We start from the raw sequence: 26,358 nt of genomic DNA, 5'->3' as shown, positions 1-26,358 counted from the left end.
GGTGCCTGGCACTTTTTTATGTATGAAAAGGTTACTCATTTTTGGTATAGCATTAAAGGGAAAATAGATTATAATTACATTTTCTTGCGCATTTATGATAATCCTTGTTTTTCTTTAAAATAACAGTAAAAATCTGTCATTTCGAAATTGTCGAAATAATCCCCAAAATAGGTTGAATTTCTTTCGTTAGAATAGTATTATTAATCACGGAAAAGTTCAATTAAGGATGGTACATTTCTACTATCAGAAATTTTACATCAGGGTGGGGCAGATTATATGCAAAATAAATTACCTTTCTCAAGGTATTTCATTATAGGAGTTATGTTGTTTGCTTTATTTTTTGGTGCAGGGAACTTAATTTTTCCTGCAGGACTTGGGCAAAAAGCAGGATCAAACATTTGGATGGCGGTTGGAGGATTCTTGATAACTGGAATCGGTCTGCCATTCCTTGGGATTTTGGCAATGGGTTTTTCTGGGAGTAAAAACTTACAAGAGCTTGCAGGCCGGATTCATCCTCTCTATGGGATGATTTTTACCTCATTGCTTTATTTAACGATTGGACCATTTTTTGCTGCACCTAGAACGGGAGCTGTTGCCTATGATATCGGGATTGCACCGTTTGTTGGTGATGGCTTTGGACAAGTTGGATTAATTCTTTTCACATGTGTTTTCTTTATCGTCACATTGTGGTTTTCTTTAAATCCAGCAAAGATCGTTGACAATGTAGGAAAAATACTTTCTCCTGGAATTATCATTCTAATTCTTGTTTTATTAGTCATGGTAATTGTAAAACCACTCGGCTCAATTGGAGCACCACAAGAGTCTTATGCAAACGGTGCGTTCATGAAGGGCTTACTTGAAGGCTATAATACGATGGACGCGCTCGCGTCACTTGTATTTGGGATTATTGTCATCAATGTGATTCGTTCGATGGGTGTAACATCTACTCGCGGAATCCTTTCGGCATCGGCTAAATCCGGAATTGTCGCAATTATTTTTCTAGGAATCATCTATGTAGGTATTGCCTACTTAGGGGCAACGAGCACAGAAGCTTTCGGTCTGTTTGATACAGGAGGACAAGTCCTCGGAAAGGCAGCATCTTATTATTTTGGATCGCTAGGAACAGTTATGTTATCGATTATTATCATCCTTGCCTGTTTGACGACGAGTATCGGATTGATGACAGCCTGCGGAGAATACTTCCATACTCTATTTCCTAAATTAAGTTACAATATGTGGGTTGTTTTCTTTTCACTTGTATCCTTCGTTGTTGCGAACTTTGGATTATCGAACATCATTCATTTCTCGATTCCAGTGTTAATGTTGTTATATCCATTGGCGGTCGCATTAATGCTGCTGACATTTTTATCAAAGCTATTTAAACATTCGCGGTTCGTATACGCAGCAGCTACCACAGTTACATTTATGATTAGTTTGATCGATAGCTTAAAAACATTCTGCCAGCTGCTTGAAATCGAATATTTTGGGTGGTTAAAATCGATTATTTCATTTTATGAAAAAACATTGCCACTTTATAATGATGGGCTTGGATGGCTGCTTCCAGTATTCATTGCCATTTTGATTACCGGAGTGATCGTTCGAGTGCAGAATTTTACTGCCCTTCGACTAAAGAACAAAACAGAAGGGACCCTTTAACATCTCCACTATGGTGGGGATGTTTTTTAATTACAATTTTAGTATATTATAAAAATGTTATGTAAACCAAACATTCATTTACACATGCTGGTGGATGTCCAAATTTTCCATCTTTAAATTTGGAACGTACAGCATAAACATCGGTTCTACCTCTAAAGTGACCGGTATCGAGCGAATGAAAAGTTTAGTGGTAAGGGGCAAAAACAGCATATATGTAAGGACTGTAAAAGGAAAGGTAGAGTAAGGGGCAAGGATGATTCAGCGTTTGTCCCTGAAGATATAGCGAAACCGATCAAAGAAATTTTCAAAAAAAAGAATCTAGATTTCTGATGGTAGTAAATTTGTAAACATAGCAAGAGACAAACCTATTCTTTTATGGATAGGTTTGTTTCTTGTCAAACAGTTGAATTAAGTCTACTATTCTAATATTCCTGTACCAATCCTACAAGCATATGAGCCAGCTTGTGTCTTTTCCGTGAAGGGGACTGGCTTTCATGGATCTGTAGCCATCAAGCTTTTTAAAGAATGAAATAGATAAAGAATACAGAAGCCAAAACGACTCGGTAATAGGCAAAAACGGTTAGACCGATTTTGCCTATTATTTTTAGGAAACCGACTGCTACTAACATTGCTACGACAAATGCGGTGATAAACCCAATAGCGAACATGGGTATGTCACTTGTATGTAAAAAGTCCAAACTCTTAATTAAATCTAAGCCTGTTGCACCCACCATAATAGGAAGTGCAATTAGAAAGGAAAATTCGGCCGCAGTTTTATGATTTGCTCCAACGAGTAAGCCACCTGATATGGTAGATCCTGCACGAGAAAAACCTGGGATTACTGCTAAGCATTGATAGAGTCCAATTATGAATGCTTGTTTGTAACTCAATTCATCAACGGTGGTAGAATTGAATGTTCCATGATTTTTTTCTGCAAAAATCATCAAAATGGCTCCCGCAACAAGACTTATAACGACAACCTTTGGAGAAAAAAGTTGGGTTTTTATGAAGTCATGTAACAATAACCCTGCTAATGCGGCAGGTATGACTCCTAAAATGATGTGTATGGCATCTAACTTTTTTACCGGTTTTCCAATCGTGCTGAAATTTAAAAGTGAGAGGTATCTTTTCCAATATAAAACTAAAATAGCAAGCATGGAACCAAGTTGTATGATGACCTCAAAAGTATTTGCCTTTTGCCCTGTAAACCCTAACAAGTTCCCCACTAAAATCAAGTGACCTGTAGATGATACAGGCAAGAATTCTGTTAATCCTTCTACGATTCCTAAAATAAAGGCGATGATATGTTCGTTCATGGTTTTCCTTCTTCCTATTCTTGTTTTCTTATTTTCAATAAATAAGATAATAATACTTTTCATAAGAGAACACAAAAAGTTCGATACTCTGTATATGGAAGTATAGTATCAATAGTTTTTTTATTTCAAGCTACAAAAAAACAATTTACACAAAATTAACATTCCCATTCAATACCACTATTATCTCCAGTATAAGAATTTACCTGTAAAAACGACGATTTTTATTAAAATTTCTAAATTGCCTTAGCTTATTTTGAGAACGGCCTAAAGTTTGAAGTCTATGTTTCAATATCGGACAAATTTCGCGGGACAAACGTTCTATAATGAGAACCATATAAAAATAACCATGGTGCACCATTATTAAGCACGAATGAGAACTTGATGCAATACTGCATCAAATTTGATGCAAGATGCCATCTTTTTCGAAATGGCCTGTTAATGAATGCTTGGTTTTAGCGTTTAATAAGTTGGCACGAATCTTGCTTGGTATTTAAGTATGTGTGTTAAAAGCATGCAATTATGGTTGAAAAAGGGAGGTCTAAGCCTTGAAGGAAGTTATTGTATTAGGTGCAGCCGGAACGATTGGAAATGTTATTGTAAGAGATCTAGTTGAAAGTGGGGTGGAAGTAATTGGAGCCGATATGGATATTAACCGACTCCAACAACTAAAAAATGAGATAAATGCAAAAAATTTAGATGTTTATCCTTTAGATATTAGAGATTATCAGAAAACGACAGATCTATTAAAAAAAGCTAAAGTATGCGTGAATGCCACCAATTATATGTTTAACATTGATGTAATGAAAATGGCGGCTGATACAAAAGTAGATGTCCTTGATTTAGGTGGACTATATAACTTAACGAAAGAACAACTTAAGTATGATGCATTAATGAAGGAGGCAGGAGTTCTTTCCATTCCAGGTATGGGGTCTGACCCGGGTATTTCCAACATTTTAAGTCGATATGGAGTAGAACAATTAGATACTGCGGAGGAAATCCATATTCGTTATGGGTCCACAACAACAGGAGCTACATTCCCCTTTGCAATTGATACGATCATTGACGAGGCTACCAAAAATGCTATGGTTGTGAAAAATGGCCAATTATATGAAATATCTCCTTTGAGTGACGAAGAAGATACAATATTTAATGAAAAACTTGGTGTTCAAAGAACATATTCCATTCTTCATTCTGAGTTAGCTACTTTTCCTCTAAGTTTTCCACAAGTAAAAGAAATAACCTATAAAGATACATGGGATCCTTCAACAATTGAAAAGATTAAAATGCTAGAACAATTGGGGCTACTCAATAATGATCGTAGTAATAACTCTCTCTCTGCTAGACAAAAGTTAGTGACCTTGCTTAAAGAAACGATTTCTGAAAATCCTCAGTGGGGAACAGATGAACTAATGGTTGAAGTAAAAGGAATTAAGGCAGGAAAAAAAGCTTCAATTAAATTGGAATTATTATGTGGCTGGCAAGAAAAGTGGAATATTAATGCATTAGCTTATGTTACAAGTATGCCGGCATCAGTGGTAGCTCAAATGTTATTAAATAAAGAAATCGAAGGAACAGGTGTAAAACCGCCTGAACAATGTATTGACCCATCCAAGTTTATTTCCTACTTAACTCAAAAGAATATCACGTTACTCTCCACTTATTGTGAAACAGAACAAATTCAAAAAAATCCACAAAAGATACTATCTAATAGATAAAAAAATAGTAGTTTCATAGTGTAATAGAACCTGCATTACCTCTTTATTCAGCAAAATGCTTATATTAAATCTGATAAAGACATCAATTAAATTCCATATAAAAATAAAAATTTAAAAGGGAGTTGTTAATATGCAAACAAAAACGGCAGTATTAAGAAATTTTATTAATGGGGAATGGTCAGAGTCAGCTAGTACGAAGGTACGTGAGATAGTTTCTCCTGTTACGGGTGAAATCATTTACCGAACTCCAGATTCCACTGAAGAAGAAATTGATGCTGCGGTTGCAGCAGCTCGAAAGGCTCAAATCACTTGGGATGCTGCTACTGCTTGGGAACGCGGTCGTGTTTGTTATGCAATCGCTGATGCAATTGATCGGAATAAAGAAAAATTAAGCCGTGCACTTTCGCTTGAACAAGGTAAGCCATATGAAGCTGAATCATTGCCAGATATTGAAGAATCAGCAGAACTATTTAGAATTGCCGCAGAAGATGCTAAACGTATGGAAACAGCAATTATCCCCTCTCAAGATAAAAATAAACGAATTTTCACCTTCCGCAAAGCAAATGGGGTTTATGGAATTATTATTCCGTGGAACTTCCCAACTCTTATGCTAGCAGAGTTTGTAGCTCCAGCTATTGCAGCAGGAAATACAATCGTTCTTAAACCTTCAGAGTATACTCCAGGAATCATTAGTCTCTTTACAGAAATCATGCATGAAGCTGACATCCCGCCAGGAGTGTTTAACTTAGTCTATGGCGACGGTAAGGTAGGACAACAACTTATTGAACATCCAGGCGTTGATGCAATAGGATTTATTGGCTCTCATACTACTGCTGAAAAAATAGTCCGTGCAGCTGGATTAAAACCATCGATTATTGAAGCAAGTGGTAATGGTCCAACTATTGTTTGCGAAGATGCTGATCTTGATGCTGCAGCTAAAGGATCTGTTCACGGAGGATTCTTTAATGCAGGGCAAGTGTGTTGTGCTACAGCACGAGTTCTTGTTCATGAAAATGTTCACGATGCTTTCGTAGAACGTGTAGTTGAAGAAGCAAAAAAATGGTCGTTAGGAGATCCATTTGATATTTCAACTAAAGTTGGACCAATGAACAATGAAGCAGTAGCTTCAAAAATGGAATCACATATTCAAGATGCACTTGCAAAAGGTGCAGACGTTCTTTTAGGAGGTAGGAGAGCAACAAATTATCCAACCAATCTTTATTTCCAACCTACTGTTATAGATAATGTCGGATTAGATACGTTAATTAATAAGCACGAGACTTTCGGACCAATTGTACCAATCATAACTGTTAAGAGTGATGAAGAGGCTATTGAAATTGCTAATGATTCAGATTTAGGATTACAGTCTGCTGTTTATACAAAAAGCTCTGCTCGTGCTTTCAAATACATGAATAGCTTACAAACTGGTAATACAATTATCAATGAACATGGAGGTTATTGGGAACCTCATGTACCATTTGGTGGCGCAGCTGGAACTTCTACAGGGTGGGGACGTATTGGTGGCAGATATACAATGTTAGATATGACATATCTTCGCACTGTTACTTGGGATTTCTCTTCTTAATCTTAAGCATCTGATTATGAAAATATGGTTGCGAACATATCTGTTTCGCAACCATATATGTAAATCACTTCCTAAGTTGAGTAAATTACCTAACAAATTTCACATTGTTTTTTTCGGGAGTGAAATGTATGGATAATGGAAAATATCATATACGAAATGCTGTTTATATTCCATGGTCAACTACCATTGAGACCATTCTTCTCAAGGCATTAGAATTAGATTGTCAATGGTTCATTTTGCAAGAAAATGAAAAGACGATTGGATATATAAACAGATCCACTTTATATAAAAAAGTGAAAGATATCGGTTTCGAAAAGGCTTTATCATTACCATTAGAAGAGCTTATGATGAAACCCATACTTAATAATGACGGAGATATAAGTTCATCAGAAAAGACTATTAACGCATCTATATTAAAAAGGGAATTTGAAAAAATAGAAAGTGTAATCGATTGGAATATTGGTGAACGAATAAGTAATCATATTGCTTCAGATAAATGGATACTTAAAGAATTAGAGACTATCTTTTATAATTTTTTCCACAATATACTCATTACTGACGGATATGGAAATATCACATTTGCTACTGCTGAAGATGACCAGCAATATTTGGGGAAAAATGTTTTTGATTTAGAAAGACAAAAAGAATTCTATCCTTCTGTTACTGCGAAGGTACTTAGTACAGGAAAAAGAGAACAAGGATTACAATATACAAAATCAGGAGAAGTTTTTGAAATTGAATCTGTTCCGATTAAGGATAATATCGGAAGAATTGTTCGTGTTATATCTATTACCAAAGATTCTTCAGAGGTTACTGAGTTAACAGAAAAGCTAAATGAAGTTAAAAACCTATTAACTAGTTATCAGCAAGAAGTGATAAGCATTCAACAAGAACATTCGAATAAAAAACCCTTTATTTACGCCAGTAAGGAAATGGAAAATTTAAACAACCTAATTAAATCTGTTGCATCCTTTGATACAACGGTTCTAATTTTAGGCGAAACTGGTGTTGGTAAAGAAGTAGTTGCCCATACAATTCATAGATTGAGTAATAGATATGACAAACCATTTATTGCAGTAAACTGTGGAGCTATACCCGAGAACTTGATGGAATCTGAATTATTTGGTTATGAGGAAGGTTCATTTTCTGGCGCTAGAAAGGGCGGAAAAACAGGAGTTTTCGAATTAGCTAACAATGGTACGGTATTTTTAGATGAAATTGGTGAGATGCCCTTACACCTTCAAGTCAAACTTCTAAGGGTTTTACAAGAAAAAAAGGTAAAAAGAATAGGTGGATTACAAGAAAAGCCTATAGATATGCGTATTATAGCAGCTACAAACCAAGACCTGGCAAAAAAAGTAAAAGAAAAGACCTTTCGAGAAGATCTATATTATCGACTTAATGTCGTTCCCATTAATATTCCCCCGCTTAGAGAAAGAAAAGAAGACATAGAGGCTTTGATATTTTATTATCTTGAATTTTTTAACCAAAAATACAATAAGAATATTGAAATTAATGAGCTAATGTTAGAAAGATTAAAAAAGTATTCGTGGCCAGGTAATGTTCGTGAACTTCAAAATGTAATGGAAAGATTGGCTATTACTGGTCAAGATGATTCCTTTACTGTTAATCAACCATTGTCGCTGTTAGCAAATGAGGTGGTAATGAGTGCAAATAGGAAGTTTCCACAATTATTTGATTTTCTTGAGAAAGCGGAACAGCAAATATTAGTAGAGGCAAAAACAAAATCGAAAAATACGCGGGACATGGCTAATCTTTTGGGTGTTAATCAATCGACTATTGTTAGGAAATTAAAAAAGTATAATTTATAAGTTATTTGATACAATGATTCATCTATTTAACTTAAATTATCGGAATATTGATTATTTTCTAATTATATTTCTGTTGTCTAGCCTACTGATATTCGTTTTCAATAATTTAGGAGGTACTTAATTATGGAGAATATGAAAGTAAAAGGTCCATGGACAATGCTTTGGTTATCCTATTTAGCGTTAATAGGATGTTTTCTTCCTTATATTGGATACTCGACTAAAATAACGCAAATAATGGAGGACACATCCATTAGTTACGCTCAAACCGGGATGTTGGCTTCAGTTACTGCTTTAGTTGGAGGTCTGACTTTACCTTTTGTTGGAGTATTGGTAGATAAGTGGGGTGCTAGAAATATTATTTTGTGGGGATTATTGATTAGTGCTGTAGGACAAATTCTTTTTGCCTATATGCCTAGTTATTCAACACTAGTTTTTTCTAGGGCTCTTATTGGTCTTGGAGTAGGCTTATTGTTTGTAGGACCTTACACTATGGCAGCCCAATGGTTTGAAAAGTCAAATGGTGTTGGTTCTGCCATGGGGGTAATGTTTACATCCGATGGGATCGGCACCGTTTTTTCTCTTTACTTATTTTCTTATATTCTTATAGCCATTGGATGGAGAAATGGATCGGCTATCGGAGGAATATTCTTAGTTGCCATATTCATTATTTCCTTCTTCTTATTAAAGAATCCTCCTCACATCACTGATCGTCAAAATACAGCGAAAGAATCAGGAGAAAAATTTAATTTGAAAGACTATCTCAAAGTTATTGGAGATAGAAATGTCATCGTGGCATCAGCCTTTTTCATTGGTGAATGGGGCTTATATGCAGTTATTGCCTATTGGGTACCTACTATTCTTATCGAAGATGCTGGATGGTCTGAAGGACTTGCGGGATTTTTAACATCTCTATATGTCTTGGTTGGTATAGTTCCTTCAATAATTCTTGGATTAGTATCAGATAGGATGGGAAAAAGAAAGCCATTTATCATCCTTGCAGGCTTATGGATGACTCTAACTCTAATCATTCTAACAATAGCATTAGCCAATGGTAACTATGGTCTTGTTGCATTTATGATGCCACTAGTCGGTATTGGTGTTTATTCTGGAATGCCAGTTGCATTAGCTTCAGCAGTGGAATCTGTAGGAACTAAGTTTGTTGCAACCGCAAATGGATTTATTTTAGGAATTGGATTTTTAGTAGGAGGCTTTCTATATCCATATATAATGGGCTATATCAAAGACGCAACAGGTGCTTATACAATAGGATTTATTAGTATTATCGTCGCTACCTTCGTCCTAAATTTCGTTGCTGCATTTTTAAGTAAGGATCCGAAAAAAGGCGAAAGTCTGAAAACAACTGATGATGTAGTAATCCAAAGTTAACAATAAAAATTTACAAAAAGATTGTTCGTATATCAAAATACCCCACTTCTACCGCTGGATTGAAAGAGGGTGAATGTAGTTGTTAACAACAGAAGTTCAATGTTGGTTAGTCCAGGGCACATTCGGAGGTCAGGCCCTTTTCTGTGGAAAAGGGGCGGAGCGCCACAAAAATGAATCAATTTTAACCAGTTAAAGTGAAATACCCATTTCACTAGACGAAAGATGTGAAGTCTAGCTCTGCTCTCACCGCCTTTATTAGGTGACTACGGCTTGTTCTCTAAATTTATTTCCATGGTTGGATTGGGAGTTGAGGCTCATGATAGTTTTTTTATCACATTATTCGATAAAAGAGGACTATCCTCAATAAGTGGGTGTTATAACAATGTCCCAAAACATACACTCTTCTTAGTAACGAAGTCAATTTAAGGAGAGGGAGTAATGAACTTTGAGATGCAAAAAGCGAATATGCTGGCAGAACATATAAATGGTTTCATTCAATATGTCCAAAGAGGTTATAAAAGGGAAAATAGCCTTTATTCAAACAAAGATAAACTATTTCAAATTAAACTCTGGATGGAAGAGTTTAAGTTTCAAATAATAGCCGATGAAATCCTTAGAATAAATCAATTTTCTTGGGATGAAAAGTACACTTATTATCTAGTTGACCAATTTCGAAAGGGAATTAACATTATCGAAGAATACGTAACAAATAACTACAACGACTTATTTCTCTTTACGGCTAGACTATATACCCTAAAGAACCTCATTCAATTATTACAAAAGTGATGCACAAGGATGTTTCTATGCATTATCTAGTTTTTTTGTGCATGACCCCCGACGTGTTAATGTATTAACGCACTGGTGGTCATGCATTTTTTTATTAAAAAAGTGGAAGCATACGGGACATGATAATTTATGAAAGTTTCGTAACTAAACCTGCAGAGTAGGCTAGTATCTTAGTTTGTGATAGAGCTTGCATGTCCGCAAGGAATTTAGTCCAGTTATACAGAACTGCTGCTTGTTTTGTGCAAACGTATGTTCCTTTTTGTGTAAGTGTATGTTATACTTTTAATACAATAGAATAGGATTTCTCAAGGGTGGTCGGCTCACTCCCAAACAGAAGGTGGGTGATGTCGAGTGACAGTTTTTGAATCATTAATGTTTGCGATTGGCTTTGGTAGTTTAATCGTTGCCATTCTGTCATTTAAATCAAAAAAATAATCCACCCTTGAGTTTACGGCTCAGGTGGATTATTCTGCCCATAAAGCCGACCCCTTTGAGGGATCGTCTATTGTTGGACCGGACATGTTTACAGCCATGTTCGGTCTTTTTTAATTTATGCAATACTTAATTTTATTATAACTCATGAAAGTGAAAAAGAAAACCATAATAAAGAGGTACGGGGACGGTTCTATTGATGACAATCAGAAGATTACCGGGTCTAACATTATTGAAGAGTTTAAGAAACATTATTTGTTATAGAAACTTTCATGTTAAGAAGACCTATTTGATAATATCGAACACGAGAGTTGGATGCAATTTTTCAAATTTAACAACTGTTGAAGATGATATTTTAAAACTGTCTAACATTGGGCTTGAGGTAAAGAACAAACTACTAATAATGCACAGTTAAGCAAAGGTGGAAAATGCCTGCCCCAGTAGTAGAACCCTTTCGACATTGGTCCGCCTAAATGTATAATATCGTGACAGAAACGACCATATTTAAAGTATCCTGGCTATACCTATTGGGACATTTTGTAAAACTAGTAGAATAGTATGTGAAGTGTATAGGCTGGAAAATAGTTTAAGAACACTTTTTTTGGATGAACTAAAGGCAAGGGGTTAAGGTTAGTGCCTAACCCCTGGTGGGATAATGTATTTACTCATTAGAAGTTATGCGCTTTTTTAGACAATTTATATTACTAAAAAAATCTATAATGAATCAACAAGTAATTGATCTAAATTTTTTTTTATCTAAAATCCTTCAATGTCATTTGCTTAATGGTTTCAATATGTTCTTCCATAAGATTTTGTGCTAATAGTACATCTGATTGTAAAAGTGCATTAAGAATTTCCTTGTGCTCGCTATTTGCCTGGCGTGGTCTTTCCTGAGAGTGAGCAATCATTACACCAATCCAGCTAATTTGAGCTTCAAGTGATTCCATCATTTTTATTAAGCGGCTGTTTCCTGAATAGGTTATTAAGGTTTTGTGAAGATTTCTATCTGACTGAAAAAAGGAGTTTAAGTCCCCCGTATCAATATCGTTATCAACATCCAAGACATTTTGATAAATCTTTTCTAAAATTTGGCGTGGCATTTTTGTCATTGATAATTTTATTGCTTGCCTTTCAAGTGCTTTTCTAACTTCATATATTTCCTCTATATCTTTTACATTTGGTTGACTAACAAATGTGCCGGACCTGCTTTTTACATCTACTAAACCATCTTGTGAGAGTAGTTGCAATGCATCTCTCACAGGCGTTTTACTAACACCCAACTCATTAGCGATTTCATTATAATCGATTCTTGTTCCTGGCGTTAATTCATTATTTACTATTTTATTCCTTAAAAAGTAATAAATTTTTTCATTTAAATTACGGTTATCGAAAGCTGCATTTATCATATTCATTCCCTCCATGAACAAAAATATATTTTATATTCAGAAATTATTGACAATTAAAATTATTGGTATTAATATCTAATATATCAGATATTATATATCAACGCTAGATATTATCTTTACAAAAGGAGGGAATTTTTTGAAAAGTATTGCACTATTTGGATTAACGGGACAAGGGATTGAAACTGCCGGTGAAATTCTATCAAAAGTTATTGAATCACTTGGATATACTCATAGAAATTGGCGGGATTTTTCAACCATCATTCGTGGTGGTAATACTTCTTTTGAGATTTATATTGCCGATAGGTTTGAAACTGAGCCACCACCTAGAATAGAAGAAATCGATTTGGCCATTGTTTGGACCGATGAAGGTGTAGATCGTTATTTATCCAGGTTAAAAGATACATCCATGATATTTGGTCCTGAGAATGTTAAGAGTATACCAAGCGAGCATCAAGGAAATCCTCCTAAACTTGGATTTAACGTTTGGTCTTTAGGGATTATATGTGGCCATCTAGGTATTCCATATCAACTGGTATTGACAGAGGTGGAAATGAAGTTTAAAAAGGGGAAAAATACCGATTTATTCGAAGCAGGTTATCAATTAGGATTAACAGTTTTATCAGAAAACCCAATGACAGACCTTGAAATTGAAAATGCAACTATCTCGGGAAATGATGCTTTATGCCTTGGGGCAATTGCTGGAGATGTAAGGTATTATTACGGGTACCCCATTACTCCTGCATCCGAAATATTGGAGAACTTCTCAAAGTGGCTGCCACCATTAGGGGGAGGAGCCTTTCAGGTAGAGGATGAGATAGCAGCTATCCATGCCGCATTAGGATGCAGCTATGCCGGCAAACGTACTTTTGTGGCAACTAGTGGACCAGGATTAGCATTAATGACCGAAGGATTGGGTTATGCAGCAGCAACTGAAATTCCACTTGTGTTAGTAGATAATCAGCGCGGTGGACCTTCTACAGGAATGCCGACCAAAACCGAACAAAGTGATTTATTACACCTTATGAATGCAGGACACGGGGAGTTTGCCCGGATCCTACTCACCCCAACAAGTGTTTTAGATTGTATCGTCACAATACAAGAAGCACTCAACCTCTCAGAATATTATCAATGCCCCGTGATACTTGCATTAGATTTAGACCTTGCACTTAGAAAAATATCTATTCCATGGGAAAAAATTGAAAGCGCTATCAGCTTCGTTAAAATCGACCGAGGACCAACTATATTAGAATCACCATTTGAAGGTACTTATAAAAGATTTGAAGCAGTAGGCAGTTCGCCACCTTTTCGAACAGTCCCTGGTGTAAAAGGTGGAGCTTATGTTGCAAGTGGTGATGAGCATGATGAAAGAGGTCTAATGGAACCAGATTTTAAAAAGGTTCGAAGTACTTTGCATATCAGAAGGTTAAATAAGGCTAACTCCATTCGATTTAATAGGCCCTTCTCCACAATAGGTGATAAGGAAGCTCCAATTACCATTATTGGAACAGGGGCAATGGGGGAATTAATTGAGCACTTTGTTAAAAATAACCCTGATGTTTATCAAGGTTTGCTAATACGTCAACTTGCTCCACTACCAAAGGAAGAATTAACTATAGCATTGAAAAATTCTAAAAGAATTGTTGTGGCGGAGTATAATGCCAAAGCTCAAATACGATCCATTTTAGAACCTGGGTTAAAGGATAAAGAGGTCCTTTCTCTTTTACGGTTTGATGGTGAACACTATACGGACAAAGAATTTAGTGAAGAGATATTAACAATTTTAAACGGAGTTACAAGTAATCTGACAAATTAGGGGGGATAAAATGTCAGCAACATTAACCGCAAAGGATTTCTCCAATGGAAATACTCCAACATGGTGTCCCGGCTGTGGAGACTTTGGTGTATTAAGGGGAATCCAAAGTGCTTTAGCAAATTTAAATATTAGACCAGAAAATTCAGTTCTGGTTTCAGGGATTGGATGTAGTGGGAAAATATCCCACTACTATGGAGGCTACTCTATCCATACTACCCATGGTCGAACTTTACCAACTGCATTAGGTATTAAATCTTCTCGGCCGGAACTAACCGTGATCGCAGCTGGTGGAGATGGTGACGGATATGGAATTGGGGTAGGACATCTGGTTCATGCTGCCCGAAGAAATTTGCCTGTCACCTATATTGTTATGGATAATTCGGTATACGGAAATACAAAAGGTCAAACATCACCAACCAGTCCATTGGGTTATGAATCATCGACTTCACCCGAGGGGAATCTTGACCAGCCCATTAATCCACTACTCTTAGCATGGTCTTCTGGGGCAACATTTATCGGCCAGGGCTTTTCTGGTGACATAAAACATTTGGAAGATCTAATTATTAGGGGGATACAACATGATGGTTTTTCCTTAATAAATGTATTTAGCCCGTGTGTCGTTTTTAACAAGGCACAGGGATACGATTTTTACAGAGAGAAAATTACTTATCAAGCACTTCCTGCGGAAACAAGTCCAGAGTTCATTTCCTTACTTTCTGAAAATCCTTTTACCGCGGGTGTTCTTTGGCAGAATAAAAAGGATATTACTAGATACCAGCAACAAAATGTTGTCGATATGGATGTACTTTCATATCTAAAAACAAGAATTGTTTAAATTCTCATAAACTATAAATTAAATTCAGGGGTGAAGACATGGAAGGCAAAATCTACGAATACTTAGAAAAATACAATTATGAAAATCTATTCTTTTTTAATGATAACGAAACAGGCCTAAAGGGTGTTGTTTGCATTCATGATACAACGTTAGGGCCAGCAACGGGCGGTTTAAGAATGTGGACCTATCAAAACGAATGGGATGCAATAGAGGATTCTCTTCGACTTGGTAGAGGGATGACATATAAATATGCTGCTGCTGGAGTAGACCTTGGCGGTGGAAAGGCAGTTATTATTGGTGATCCAAAGAAACAAAAAAGTGAAGCCTTATTTAGGACATTCGGGCGCTTTATTAATCGGTTAAATGGGTTATATATTACTGGGCAAGATGTAGGTACTACATTAAGAGATATGGAAACCATCCGTTCGGAAACTCCTTATGTCGTTACGCTTCCAAGAGAGTTTGGCGGTGCGGGGGAAATATCACCTTATACTGCTCTAGGTGTATACCAAGCTATAAAAGCTTGTGCTAAGGAAAAGCTTGGAACCGACAGTCTTAAAGGTGTACAAATTGCAGTTCAAGGTGTTGGAAATGTTGGTTACCATCTAGTGAAATATCTTGCACAAGAACGAGCAAATATCACTATAGCGGATATTGATGATAAAAGGGTTAAAGAAGTATCAGAAGAGTTTGGAACAAATATAGAGTCTGTAGAGAGGATACATGCATTGGATGTTGATATTTATTCCCCATGTGCGCTTGGAAAAGTTATCAATGACCGTTCGATAGAAGAGTTAAAATGTTCGATTGTTGCTGGATCTGCAAATAACCAGCTTGCGGAAGAGAAGCATGGTAATTTCTTAGATGAATTAGGTATCCTTTATGCTCCTGATTATATTGCCAATGCTGGTGGAACTATTTTTGATACAGATCGGATCAAACCGGGTGGATTTAATGAACAAAGAGGGATCAATGCTGTCAAACGAATCTATGAAACGATGACCGATTTAATTCATATTTCAAAAACAGAAAATATACCAACCTATAAAGCTGCTGATTTATTTGCAGAAAGAAGAATTGAAAGTGTTGGGAAGGCGAAACAATTGCGGAAACAAGTTTCTATCTTTAATTAAAATTAAGTCGGGAGTGTGATCAATTTGAGGTTAAAAGATAAGGTTTGTATTGTAACAGGGTCAAGTATGGGAATTGGTGAAGCTATTGCAGAACGATTTGCCCAAGAAGGCGCCAAGGTTGTCGTTAATTCAAGAAGTCAAGAACGAGCGGACAAGACGGCTAAAGTACTTAAAGAAAAGGGATACGATGTATATGCTATTGCTGCAGATATGTCCAATAAGCAATCGGTCATTACACTGATGGAAAAAACGGTTGAAAAGTTTGGTGGGTTAGATGTACTAGTAAATAATGCGGGAGTCAACCGGATTGGCCCTTCCATTGAATTAAGTGAAGAAGATTGGCGGACTGTTATTGATACCAATCTGACTGGTACCTTTTTCGGCTGCCAAGAAGCGGCTAAATATATGCAGGGTAATGGGGGATCCATCATTAATATCACTTCCGTTTATGGTCAAGTTTGCGTCCCTATGAGAGCGGCGTATAGTTCAACAAAGTTTGCGATGAATGGGTTAACGAAAGTCTTGGCCGTGGAATGGGCAGAAAAAAATATTCGTGTCAATGGTGTAGCTCCTGCTTATATTAAAACACCATTGGATGAAACCGATCAGGAAGCGGGTGGATATGGGGATGCAGATGTAATTAGACGTACACCATTAAATCGCTTTGGTACGACAAAAGAAGTGGCAGACGTTGTATTATTTCTAGCATCAGAAGAATCAAGTTATGTTACAGGTTCCATTTACAATGTCGATGGTGGATGGGTTGCTTATGGCGGTTGGTAATAAGGAGGAATTTGATGGGTGTCAAATTATTAGAAGAAAAGGGCTATTTTTTTGAAACATTAAACGGAACATTCGGAACTGGAGTGGCGAAAATCGCTCGGTTTGTAACAGATGAACTTTCTCCCACTCTTGGCGGCGGAATGGTAAAGATGGAGAAGTGTAGATTTCCCTGGACTGTCCGTTATGATGAAATATTGTACGTAACCGAAGGTGAAATAATAATTGAATCAAATGGAGAAATCATGGTAGGGAAGGAGGGAGATTCATTTTTTATAGAAAAGGGGACATCCATCGTTTATGAGGCTGTTTCCCAAGGAACCTTTCTATTTTCTTTATATCCAGCCAATTGGAACAAACTATAGTCAATCAGATGAAACATCTATTTTTACATAAAATAGATGTTTCATCTAATACAAATGCCCCATGGTAAAAACCTCATTGTTGATTTTAATTCACAAAAAGCCAATAATTCTAAGATTAATATTCATACTATTATGAATAATCGGAGTATAGGATTACCAACCTTTTAAATCAAAAGTCTTATGAACGATGAAGAAAAATTGGAAAAGGGGCGAGTATAGTATGGATATGATAGTTCTAATTGAACTAATTCTTTACTTTGTAGCAATGATTGGGATAGGAATCTATTTTAGCCGCAAAGAGCTGGGATATGAGGATTACCATCTTGGAGGAAATAAAATTCCCGGTTGGGCCTTGGCTTTTTCAGAAAGATCCACAGAAGCGTCTGCCTGGTTATTGCTTGGAGCTACGGGTTTTGCTTTTTCGACTGGACTTTCTAGTATATGGCTGTTTATCGGGATGTTAGCTGGAATCATTATTTCATGGTTATTTTTAGCTAAAAAGTTTATGCAGGAGAGAATAAAGTATAATGCTCTGACTCTTCCAGATTATTTATCAGCTAGATTTCCCAACCACGGAAATTTAATAAGAGGGATTGGGGCATTAATCATCATTCCTTTCTTTACTCTTTATGTTGGGACCCAATTTGGTGGGACAGGTAAGACTTTAGAACAAACGATGGGGATTAAACCATTAGTAGGCATTCTAATTATCGCAGTTGTTGTCATCGTATATTCATGTTTGGGAGGATTCTTATCGGTTGTATGGACGGATGCCATTCAAGCTATTTTAATGGTTATCACTCTCGTTGTTTTGCCGATTGTTGCCTTGTTCAAAATTGGATCTTTAGACTTATCCATTAGTGATGCACTTGTTCACGCTGGAAATGGTGCGGCCTCTTGGACAGGTGGTTTAACAGGGGTAGGAATTGGACTGCTAATCTATACAAATTTTTCATGGGCCTTAGGGTATTTGGGAGGGCAGCCACATATTAGCGCAAGATTTATGGCGTTAAGAAATGATAAGGATGCGAAAATCGGTAGAAATGCTGCGATTCTTTGGGGAGTTTTAGCATATGGAGGAGCATTTTTAATTGGTATTACAGGGTTGACCTTGTACGGATCAGGTGGAGTTGAAAACGTTGAAATGATATTACCATTTATGCTGACTGAATTACTTCCAGGGTGGTTAGTTGGTATTTTACTTGCAGGTATTCTTGCTGCCATCATGTCAACAGCCTCTTCTCAATTATTAGTCGTCTCCACCTCAATAAGCGAAGATATTTTACACAAGGTTATGGGGCTAAATTTAAATGAGAAACAACTATTAATGATTTCACGTATTTCAGTGACGGTTGTAGGTTTAATTGGTCTAGTCATCGGTCTTATGTCTAAATCGTTAATATACGTGGTTATTGGCTGGGCATGGGCAGGTGTTGGAAACAGTTTTGCCGCCGCTATTCTTTTAACATTCTTTTGGAAACGAATGTCCGGTGCTGGAGTAATTGCTGCACTTCTCACTGGCTTTATCAGTACCATTATTTGGATCAATACGCCTCTTGAGGGAATTGTTACCTCCCGTGGAGCAACATTAGTTCTAGCACTGGTAGTGGGAGTAATTGTTAGTTTGGCTATACCGGAGAAAAAAGACCTACCATCAACAAAGAGCAGAGGTTTAAAAGTCACTTAATCATCAAGAGAACAAAAAGATCATCATTCTCTAGGCATCCATCCTAACCCCACTCATACTTAGAATTAGTTTTAAAAATTTGTTGAGGTGTTCAAAATGGCCGAAGAAAGTCCTGATTTAGTAAAATATTATGCTTCAAGGAGTTACTGGCTTGAAAGTTGCGGTGAGAATTTATGTCCAAGACCTAAATTGAGTGAGGAATTAGCTGTAGATATCGCAATATTAGGCTCGGGATTCACAGGTTTATGGACAGCTTATTATTTATTACTTCAAGATCCATCCTTAAATATAGCGATTATTGAGAAACATATCACCGGTTTTGGTGCTTCTGGCAGAAATGCAGGCTGGTGCTCACCAAAATTTTCATTAACTTCTGAAGTAGCAATTGAACGGTTTGGAGAGGAGGCTGCAAGAGAAATACATTTATCGATGTATGCTTCTGTGAATGAAATTGAACGAGTTATTAAAGAAGAAAAGATGAATGTCGACTGGAAAAAAGCTGGATTTATAAAGGTGTCATTAGGAAACCATTTACTCTATCAATTCGAAAATGAAATGAAAACGTACCAGAAACTTGGTATAGAGAAGTACTATCAAATTCTAAACAAAGACGATACAAAGGATCGAATAAGAGCAGAAGGGCTTAAAGGTAGTATTCTCACCAAGGTTTCAGCCGTTCTTCATCCAGGAAAATTAGCAAGGCAATTGGCTAGAATACTAGAGGAGAGAGGCGTAAAAATATATGAACAAACAGAGGCATTAATTTTTAAAGAAGGTGACTCGTCAAACCCTCCGAAATTAGTGACTAGCGAGGGTATTGTTACCGCTAATATAGCAGTCGTCATGGCGGGAGAGGCATATCTTAGTCAAATGACTCAATTTCGCCGCCATATTATTCCGATGTATTCATCAATGGTAGTAACTGAACCTTTATCAAAGGCACAATGGGCGTCCATTGGTTGGGAAAATCGGGAGGCTGTTGGGTCAAACACATTAGCTCAAGATTATCTTCAACGAACTGCTGATGGACGAATTTTATTTGGACTCGGTAATGCGGGCCGCTACCGTTATGCTTCAAAAATGAAAGATTCGTTTGATATTCATGATTCTGTCATTGAATGGTTAAAGCAAAGGGTCATAAAATGGTTCCCTTCGGTTTCCTTCAATCAGTTCACCCATGCCTGGGGAGGACCAATTGGGGTTACAAGTGACTGGACTCCTAACTTTCAATTTAATCAGCAAACTCGAGTGGCTAAAATTTTTGGATACTTCGGTCAAGGTGTTTCTACCGCTAATTTGGCTGGTCGAATTCTCACTGATCTAATTTATGAGAAAAAAACTTCACTTACTGATTTACCAATGGTGCAACATTCTTCAGCAAAATGGGTGCCGGAGCCGTTAAGGTGGGTGGGGGCCAGGTATGTTCAATCTGAAATTGTTCGGCTTGATAAAAGATCGGATTTATATGGGATAGCACCAAAAGGAAATACCTTGGCCGAACGAATGATTCGGCACTAAATATAAAGGACAATAAAGTAATGCCATCAGTGAAATGCCTGGAACATAAAGTTAAGACAAAGAGCAAGAAGGGGGGATAAGGATGGAAATCTTTTTAAGTTGTTATGATAACGCATTTCCTTGTGAAGTGACCTTAGATGAAGAAAATGGCAGGTATATGCTAAGGAAATCAGATTCAAGCGGGGAATATTTTAATAGTCCATCAGAATTAGTGGATTGGATTAAGAATAATTGGACTGAAAGAGAATTCATCAATCCCAATGAATTTAGAGATATGATCATTTTGTTAGAGAAGTATATTTGTAAGTCTCCTATTTATTGATAATAACAGAATATCTCTAACAGTAGGACCCTGGTAAGGGCCTGACCCCGGGAATGTTTTTATATAGGGCCAGGCTCTTTTATTACGATTTTGTATATGAAATGTGATAAATATATTTTTTCAGAAGGAGTGAAAAAGAAGTGTTTAATTTTATGGAAAACGAAGAACAACAAAAAATGATAGATGAAGCGACTGAAATTATGGAAAGGTATGTATTCCCAAATGAGAAATACATGATTCCACATAGAGGTTTACCTGCAGAAATATTAAAACCATTACAACAAATAGTAAAAGAAAAGGGTATATGGGCCGCGCATCTTCCAAAGGAATTTGGAGGAATGGGAAATGGGTTTGTATCTCTGGGTTTACTTTCAGAAGTAATCGGACAAAGCCCGATTGGCCCATATGTTTTCGGGTCTATGGCCCCTGATGCGGGAAATGGAGAAATATTATATCACGCAGCAACAACGGAACAAAAGGAAAAATACCTAAGACCATTAGCTAATGGAGATATTAGATCCTGTTTTGGAATGACGGAGCCGGAAGTGTCAGGGTCAGATCCGAGAACGCTGCAAGGGACAGCGGTTATGGATGGAAGTGAATGGGTAATCAATGCTCATAAGTGGTTTACTACAGGCGCAGTTGGCTCGGCTTTCTGTATCGCGATGGTGGTAACAGACCCAGAGGCAGAACCACATTGCCGAACCAGCCTTTTCATCGTTGAAACAGATAACCCTGGATTTGAAATAGTCCGTGAAGTTCCGGTTTTGGGTGATCATTATCCAGGTGGTCACTGTGAGGTTCGATTCAATGAATGCCGCATCTCCCAAGAAAATATGCTTGGAAAGCGAGGGGAAGGTTTTAAATTAGCACAGCTGCGACTTGGTCCTGGAAGAATCACACATGCTATGAGGTGGTTAGGAGTTGCACGACGTTCTTTAAATGTAATGCTTCACTACTCATTAAATAAAAAAGATGGAGAAAAAAGACTTGCCGACTCGCAAACAATTCAGAATTTTATTGCTGACTCTGAAGCAGAAATTCAAGCCTCTAGGCTATTAACCTTACAAGCGGCATGGAAAATGGATCAAGGTTTTCAAGCACGTAAAGAAATTTCCATTATCAAATTTTATGGTGCACAAGTATTGAATAATGTCATTGATCGGGCAATTCAGACCCTTGGAACCTATGGTCTAACGCAAAATACTCCTCTTGAAGGTCTCTATCGTGAAGCAAGGGCTGCACGAATTTATGACGGAGCAGATGAGGTTCATCGTATGGTAGTGGCGAAACAAGTCTTAAGAGAATTCCAGAAAAGGGAGGTTCCGCATGAGCCAGCAGCAATTTCAAAATAAACATCAAGTTGATAAGGTAAACTGGGAGGTTCTTGAAACGTACCTTCGCAGTAAAAAACTGGTGGAAAGTAATGCTCCACTTAATATCGAACAATTTTCCGCTGGATATTCTAACTTAACCTACTTAATAAGTATAGGAGAATGGAAGGCTGTTTTAAGAAGACCACCGTTTGGTCCAATACCGCCTAAAGCCCATGACATGAAAAGAGAATTTGATATCCTAAACAAACTAAATCGTTTTTTTTCGCTTGCTCCAAAGCCATATCTTTACTGTGAAGACCCGTGCATAATGGATAGACATTTTTATGTTATGGAAAAGAAAGTTGGGGTTGTAATTGATGATTCTTTGCCTAAGGAATTTGCTGAAAACCCAAGAACTGGCCAACTCATCTCGGAGGCAGTAATTGATACTCTTCACCAGTTACATGAGGTGGATTATAAAGAAGCAGGTCTTGAAACGATTGGGTATCCTGAGGGCTATTTGAGTCGACAAGTCCATGGTTGGATTAAGAGATACCAAAACTGTAAAACCGAGGATATTAATGGAGTTGAAACCCTTGAGAAGTGGCTAATTAATCAAATTCCTACATCACCTGATCCTACAATCGTCCATAATGATTTTAAGCTAAATAACATGTTGTTTTCCCCGCAAAATCCTGGAGAGATAGTGGGATTATTTGACTGGGAATTAAGTACAATTGGCGATCCATTAACAGATTTAGCAGTGATGTTAGCCTACTGGAAAGAAGAGGGTGAAGCTGACACTGGGTTAACTTCCGTTACAACAGCACAAGGGTTTGCATCGAGAAAGGAAATGTTGGAAAAATACGCAAAAAAGAGCGGAAGAGATGTTAGTCAAATTAATTTTTATTTAAGCTTCGCTTTTTATAAAATCGCTGTCATTCTTCAACAAATTTATTATCGATGGAAAATTGGAGAGGCAAAGGATGAGCGATTTAGCAACTTAGGTGAGGGTATTGAAAATTTGATGAACCAAGCACAAAGAGCACAAAGAAAGGAAATTCTACTTTAAAAATAATGCATGTGCTTAAAGATGAAAGTAAAAGGGAGGGTATATCATGAAAGAGGTACTAATGGAAAGCGAATTATCTATCTTAAAAAATACTGTAAAATCATTCGTTATAGAGAATGTCATACCTGCAGAACAATCGCAAAAAGGTTATGTAAAAGAGATGTCAGAAATAGAGGTTACATCCATACAACAGAAGGCAAAGGAAGCCGGACTAAATGCATTAGGAGCAAAAAAAGATTGGGGTGGTGCAGGCTTACCATTATATGCTAGAACGATTATTTATGAGGAAGCTGCTCAACACCGGCTCGGTTTTTATCATCCAGCTGTTGATGGCTTTGGTGCCGAATTGCCAAGCCTTTTGGAAAATTGTTCGCCAAGGCAAATAGCGGAGTACGTAATACCCGCTGTTAGCCAGGGAAAAGGTTGTTTTATAGCTCTTTGGGAGGAACACGAAGATAACCAAATTGATAATCTTACTTGTCATGCTGTAAGTAACGGGGACGAGTGGATTATTAATGGTCATAAATCTTATATTCAAAAAATGGATCAATCAGGTTTTGGGATTATCCTTGTAAACTGTAAGAAAGAGAACGACACACAAAAACCTACGATATTTATTCTTGAACTAAATGATTCATTTGAGAAGAAGGATACGGTTCTAATCGATGTCCAAAAAAACTATAACATTACATTTAATGATTTTAGAATCAAGGATAACCGAAGAATTGGTAAAGTTGGAGAAGGAGCAAACTTAATGAAGGAGTGGTTAGCAGAATCACAAATTCTATTAAGCGCACGATGTTTAGGTATTTCTATTAAAGCACTCGATTACGCACAGGCTTATGCAAAGATGCGAATAACAAGAGGAAAAACCTTATCTGAGTTTCCAAGTATTCGCACGATGATTGCGAATGGGTTTGTGAATCTGAATGCAGCCAGACTAATGGTTCATGATGCAGCTAATAAAATTGATAATGGAAAGAAGGATGGCATCATAGCTGCGCAAATGGCAAAGTTGTTCGCGACAGAAACTGCAGCAAAAATTATTGATGATTGTTTACAAATTCACGGAGGTGCTGGGTTTGCCGGCGATCTCCCAATTGAAAGATGGTATAAAGAAATTAGACTAGCAAGGTTGGATTTGCTAAAGAAGGAAACGATTATTGAAAATATCGCTAGGAGTATAAAATTATAGGATTCTTTAAACTTTTGGCCAGTCCAAAAAACGGGGCCTGCGAGCTATTCCGACTACTGGATAGCTTTCTTTTTTTGAAAAAATTATCTCCACAAAAAAATTTTAGTTCTTAAAAAAGGAAAAAAAACCTGGCAATTATTCTGCTTATCTACAAAAATAACGTGACGGCATTCTTAAAGTAAAGGCTGTCGCGAACATTTATTTGTGAAATGATGAACATAAAAATCAATTGATTAACGTCAGTAAATTGTGAAGTATTGTTCTTAAACTGACAGAGCATTAGTTTTAATATACAGCTACCGTTTTTGGGGGCTTTTTTTTATACAAATAATCCTCATATTTAGTTCTAGCAGGACTGCTTTTTGCACCTTTTCATTTTTTTGATGAATAAACTTTGAATAGTTACTACATATTAAAAAAGCAGAAAAATTATATAAAAAAAGGTGGAAAAGGCATGCCGAAAGTATTGTATATTACAGCCCATCCAAATGATGAAACACAATCCTACAGTATGGCGGTTGGAAAAGTGTTCATAGATACTTACAAAGAAGTAAATCCAAATGACGATATCGTTCATATTGATTTGTATAAAGAAAATATCCCACATATAGATACGGATGTTTTCAGTGGATGGGGAAAACTTCAATCTGGTAAAGGGTTTGAAGAGCTTTCAAGTGAGGAAAAAGCAAAAGTGGGACGACTTAATGAACTAAGTGAACAGTTTATGTCAGGAGATAAATATATTTTTGTTACCCCTTTATGGAATTTCTCGTTCCCTCCAGTAATGAAAGCGTATATTGATTCTATAGCGGTTGCGGGTAAAACATTTAAATATACTGAACAAGGTCCAGTAGGTCTGCTGACAAATAAAAAAGCACTTCATATCCAAGCACGTGGTGGTGTTTATTCTGAAGGCCCAGCTGCTAATATGGAAATGGGGCATCGCTTCTTACACATAATTATGCATTTCTTTGGCGTCCCTTCTTTTGAAGGTTTATTTGTTGAAGGACATAATGCTATGCCCGATAAAGCACAAGAAATCAAAGAAAATGCAATTGCTCGTGCCAAGGACTTAGCTCATACTTTTTAAAGTATGTCTAATAGAGTCATTTCCGACTTTCCCTATTATAAAAGGAATAATATTATAAAATTTTAAATATTTAGCAGGATGTGGTCATAAATAGTCAAATATTATTAGTGTGGAGGTGACATAATGGAGAATAAAACTATTCATTATGATGGCAGTGTACAAATGAATGATGAAAATACTAATAACTCAGTTGTAAGTACTAATGAACCATTCGAAATTTCTGATGAAATAAGAAAAAATATAAGTGGAAACCCATTTGTAATAGAATAAATATTAGCATGTTTTGTTCTGTCTATACATGAAAGACAAAAAGCGCTTCAACCAAGCGTTTTTTTTTGCTAATAAAATTGATAATTAACCGAGCTGGTTACGAGCCCTTCATATACTTTAAAACGGACGGTAAGTGGAATAAAGACCAAAAGCAGCAAGTCATAAAGTAAGGGCTGTCGCGAGCTTTTATTTGTGATATGGTGAACATAAAAGACAAGTGAAAAAAATTCAGCATCTTTTTGAACAATATAAATTTTATTGTTAGTAAAAAAGAAATAAGTGAATTATAATGAAACATTGAATGTACTAGAATATGGAGGAAAAACAAATGAAATTCCCTAATGATGCTGATGGAGATGCTTTACGAAGTCTATATAAAGACGGATTAGATTTTAAAAAACAACAATCAGTCGAATTTTTTGTAGCCGTACCTGATCAAGCAACTGGTGAAAAATTATCGCAAGTACTAAAAGGAGAAGGCTTTAATTGTTTCTTAGAGCAAGATGATGAAACGGAAGAGTGGGCTTGTAGTTGCTCTAAAAGAATGCTATTAAATTATAATGAATTAATTAACATACAGAATAAATTAAATAACTTAAGTAAACCACATGGTGGTTATTCTGACGGTTGGGGCGTTTTTGTAGACTAAAAGGTTTGAGAGAAACTAGGGGTTTATGATGGATCCTGATATACATTTGAGAATAATATAAGAAAAAACTAACCTATTTGGTCTTACCCCTGTCAAGTAGACAACATAAAAAAGCTAAGCTGCCAACGCGTGTCGATATTCAATCGGCGCGCGTTGTTTTAGTTTCTTTTGAATACGTTTGTAATTGTAGTGATAAATA

Annotated in this window: 25 protein-coding genes; 21 read left to right on the top strand and 4 right to left on the bottom strand. The window is 36.7% G+C overall.

Annotation, left to right across the window (positions count from 1 at the left end):
* The first annotated feature begins 276 nt into the window (after positions 1-276).
* The gene (gene brnQ / locus M5A78_RS11825; RefSeq protein WP_248735478.1) at positions 277-1,656 is read left to right on the top strand and encodes a branched-chain amino acid transport system II carrier protein; all 1,380 of its coding nucleotides are present in this window, start codon (positions 277-279) and stop codon (positions 1,654-1,656) included.
* A 518-nt stretch (positions 1,657-2,174) separates the two neighbouring features.
* Here brnQ and bacA read toward each other — a convergent pair.
* Positions 2,175-2,972 carry an undecaprenyl-diphosphate phosphatase gene (gene bacA / locus M5A78_RS11820; RefSeq protein ID WP_248735477.1) on the bottom strand — a complete coding sequence of 266 codons (798 nt, stop codon included), beginning with the start codon at positions 2,970-2,972 and terminating at the stop codon, positions 2,175-2,177.
* A 545-nt stretch (positions 2,973-3,517) separates the two neighbouring features.
* Between bacA and M5A78_RS11815 the strand changes: the two genes are divergently transcribed.
* From M5A78_RS11815 to M5A78_RS24950, 6 genes are all read left to right on the top strand, one after another.
* A complete protein-coding gene (locus M5A78_RS11815) occupies positions 3,518-4,687 on the top strand; it encodes a saccharopine dehydrogenase family protein (protein WP_248735476.1) in 1,170 nt (389 codons plus the stop codon).
* 130 nt (positions 4,688-4,817) lie between these two features.
* On the top strand, positions 4,818-6,272 hold the full coding sequence (locus M5A78_RS11810; RefSeq protein ID WP_248735475.1) for an aldehyde dehydrogenase family protein: 1,455 nt from the start codon (positions 4,818-4,820) through the stop codon (positions 6,270-6,272).
* A gap of 128 nt (positions 6,273-6,400) precedes the next feature.
* A complete protein-coding gene (locus tag M5A78_RS11805) occupies positions 6,401-8,104 on the top strand; it encodes a sigma-54 interaction domain-containing protein (RefSeq protein WP_248735474.1) in 1,704 nt (567 codons plus the stop codon).
* Positions 8,105-8,227: 123 nt separating this feature from the next.
* The gene (locus M5A78_RS11800; RefSeq protein ID WP_248735473.1) at positions 8,228-9,490 is read left to right on the top strand and encodes an MFS transporter; all 1,263 of its coding nucleotides are present in this window, start codon (positions 8,228-8,230) and stop codon (positions 9,488-9,490) included.
* 438 nt (positions 9,491-9,928) lie between these two features.
* On the top strand, positions 9,929-10,276 hold the full coding sequence (locus M5A78_RS11795; protein WP_248735472.1) for a hypothetical protein: 348 nt from the start codon (positions 9,929-9,931) through the stop codon (positions 10,274-10,276).
* A 351-nt stretch (positions 10,277-10,627) separates the two neighbouring features.
* Entirely contained in the window at positions 10,628-10,711 is an 84-nt protein-coding gene (locus M5A78_RS24950; protein ID WP_406603695.1) for a putative holin-like toxin, read from the top strand.
* Positions 10,712-11,460: 749 nt separating this feature from the next.
* Here M5A78_RS24950 and M5A78_RS11790 read toward each other — a convergent pair.
* Complete coding sequence (locus M5A78_RS11790; protein WP_248735471.1) at positions 11,461-12,114, bottom strand: GntR family transcriptional regulator; 654 nt, start codon at positions 12,112-12,114, stop codon at positions 11,461-11,463.
* A 136-nt stretch (positions 12,115-12,250) separates the two neighbouring features.
* Here M5A78_RS11790 and M5A78_RS11785 point away from each other — a divergent pair, with 136 nt between their 5' ends.
* The 13 genes from M5A78_RS11785 (at position 12,251) to M5A78_RS11725 (ending at position 25,510) form a co-directional block, all read left to right on the top strand.
* Positions 12,251-13,927 carry a 2-oxoacid:acceptor oxidoreductase family protein gene (locus M5A78_RS11785; RefSeq protein ID WP_248735470.1) on the top strand — a complete coding sequence of 559 codons (1,677 nt, stop codon included), beginning with the start codon at positions 12,251-12,253 and terminating at the stop codon, positions 13,925-13,927.
* 10 nt (positions 13,928-13,937) lie between these two features.
* Positions 13,938-14,762, top strand: a complete 825-nt coding sequence (locus M5A78_RS11780; protein WP_248735469.1) for a thiamine pyrophosphate-dependent enzyme — start codon at positions 13,938-13,940, stop codon at positions 14,760-14,762.
* A 38-nt stretch (positions 14,763-14,800) separates the two neighbouring features.
* Complete coding sequence (locus M5A78_RS11775) at positions 14,801-15,895, top strand: Leu/Phe/Val dehydrogenase (protein WP_248735468.1); 1,095 nt, start codon at positions 14,801-14,803, stop codon at positions 15,893-15,895.
* 24 nt (positions 15,896-15,919) lie between these two features.
* Entirely contained in the window at positions 15,920-16,678 is a 759-nt protein-coding gene (locus tag M5A78_RS11770) for an SDR family NAD(P)-dependent oxidoreductase (protein WP_248735467.1), read from the top strand.
* 14 nt (positions 16,679-16,692) lie between these two features.
* Entirely contained in the window at positions 16,693-17,040 is a 348-nt protein-coding gene (locus M5A78_RS11765; RefSeq protein ID WP_248735466.1) for a cupin domain-containing protein, read from the top strand.
* Between the two features lie 220 nt (positions 17,041-17,260).
* Positions 17,261-18,727: a sodium/proline symporter gene (locus M5A78_RS11760; protein WP_248735465.1), complete on the top strand. Its 1,467-nt coding sequence runs from the start codon at positions 17,261-17,263 to the stop codon at positions 18,725-18,727.
* A gap of 96 nt (positions 18,728-18,823) precedes the next feature.
* Positions 18,824-20,245, top strand: coding sequence for an NAD(P)/FAD-dependent oxidoreductase (locus M5A78_RS11755; RefSeq protein ID WP_248735464.1), 1,422 nt, complete (start codon positions 18,824-18,826; stop codon positions 20,243-20,245).
* 82 nt (positions 20,246-20,327) lie between these two features.
* Entirely contained in the window at positions 20,328-20,567 is a 240-nt protein-coding gene (locus M5A78_RS11750) for a hypothetical protein (protein WP_248735463.1), read from the top strand.
* 140 nt (positions 20,568-20,707) lie between these two features.
* Positions 20,708-21,922: an acyl-CoA dehydrogenase family protein gene (locus tag M5A78_RS11745; RefSeq protein ID WP_248735462.1), complete on the top strand. Its 1,215-nt coding sequence runs from the start codon at positions 20,708-20,710 to the stop codon at positions 21,920-21,922.
* On the top strand, positions 21,897-22,955 hold the full coding sequence (locus M5A78_RS11740) for a phosphotransferase family protein (protein ID WP_248735461.1): 1,059 nt from the start codon (positions 21,897-21,899) through the stop codon (positions 22,953-22,955). The genes M5A78_RS11745 and M5A78_RS11740 overlap by 26 nt, the downstream gene beginning before the upstream one ends.
* Positions 22,956-23,001: 46 nt before the next feature.
* Entirely contained in the window at positions 23,002-24,150 is a 1,149-nt protein-coding gene (locus M5A78_RS11735) for an acyl-CoA dehydrogenase family protein (RefSeq protein WP_248735460.1), read from the top strand.
* 454 nt (positions 24,151-24,604) lie between these two features.
* A complete protein-coding gene (locus tag M5A78_RS11730; RefSeq protein ID WP_248735459.1) occupies positions 24,605-25,240 on the top strand; it encodes an FMN-dependent NADH-azoreductase in 636 nt (211 codons plus the stop codon).
* 123 nt (positions 25,241-25,363) lie between these two features.
* On the top strand, positions 25,364-25,510 hold the full coding sequence (locus M5A78_RS11725; protein ID WP_248735458.1) for a hypothetical protein: 147 nt from the start codon (positions 25,364-25,366) through the stop codon (positions 25,508-25,510).
* 68 nt (positions 25,511-25,578) lie between these two features.
* On the opposite strand, the gene M5A78_RS24725 is transcribed toward M5A78_RS11725, so the two are convergent.
* A complete protein-coding gene (locus M5A78_RS24725) occupies positions 25,579-25,707 on the bottom strand; it encodes an aromatic acid exporter family protein (protein ID WP_264760456.1) in 129 nt (42 codons plus the stop codon).
* Positions 25,708-25,838: 131 nt separating this feature from the next.
* On the opposite strand from M5A78_RS24725, the gene M5A78_RS11715 reads away from it, so the two are divergent.
* Positions 25,839-26,159, top strand: a complete 321-nt coding sequence (locus M5A78_RS11715; protein WP_248735457.1) for a ribonuclease E inhibitor RraB — start codon at positions 25,839-25,841, stop codon at positions 26,157-26,159.
* A 114-nt stretch (positions 26,160-26,273) separates the two neighbouring features.
* On the opposite strand, the gene M5A78_RS24945 is transcribed toward M5A78_RS11715, so the two are convergent.
* Positions 26,274-26,357 (bottom strand): IS3 family transposase, encoded by an 84-nt coding sequence (locus M5A78_RS24945; protein WP_406603694.1) that lies wholly within the window; start codon positions 26,355-26,357, stop codon positions 26,274-26,276.
* Position 26,358 lies beyond the last annotated feature (1 nt).

Source organism: Neobacillus rhizosphaerae (assembly GCF_937468385.1).
In the GTDB taxonomy this organism is placed as follows: Bacteria; Bacillota; Bacilli; order Bacillales; family Cytobacillaceae; genus Neobacillus; species Neobacillus rhizosphaerae.
The sequence above is the reverse complement of the archived record's forward strand: the minus strand, read 5'-3'. Positions and strand labels throughout refer to the sequence as shown.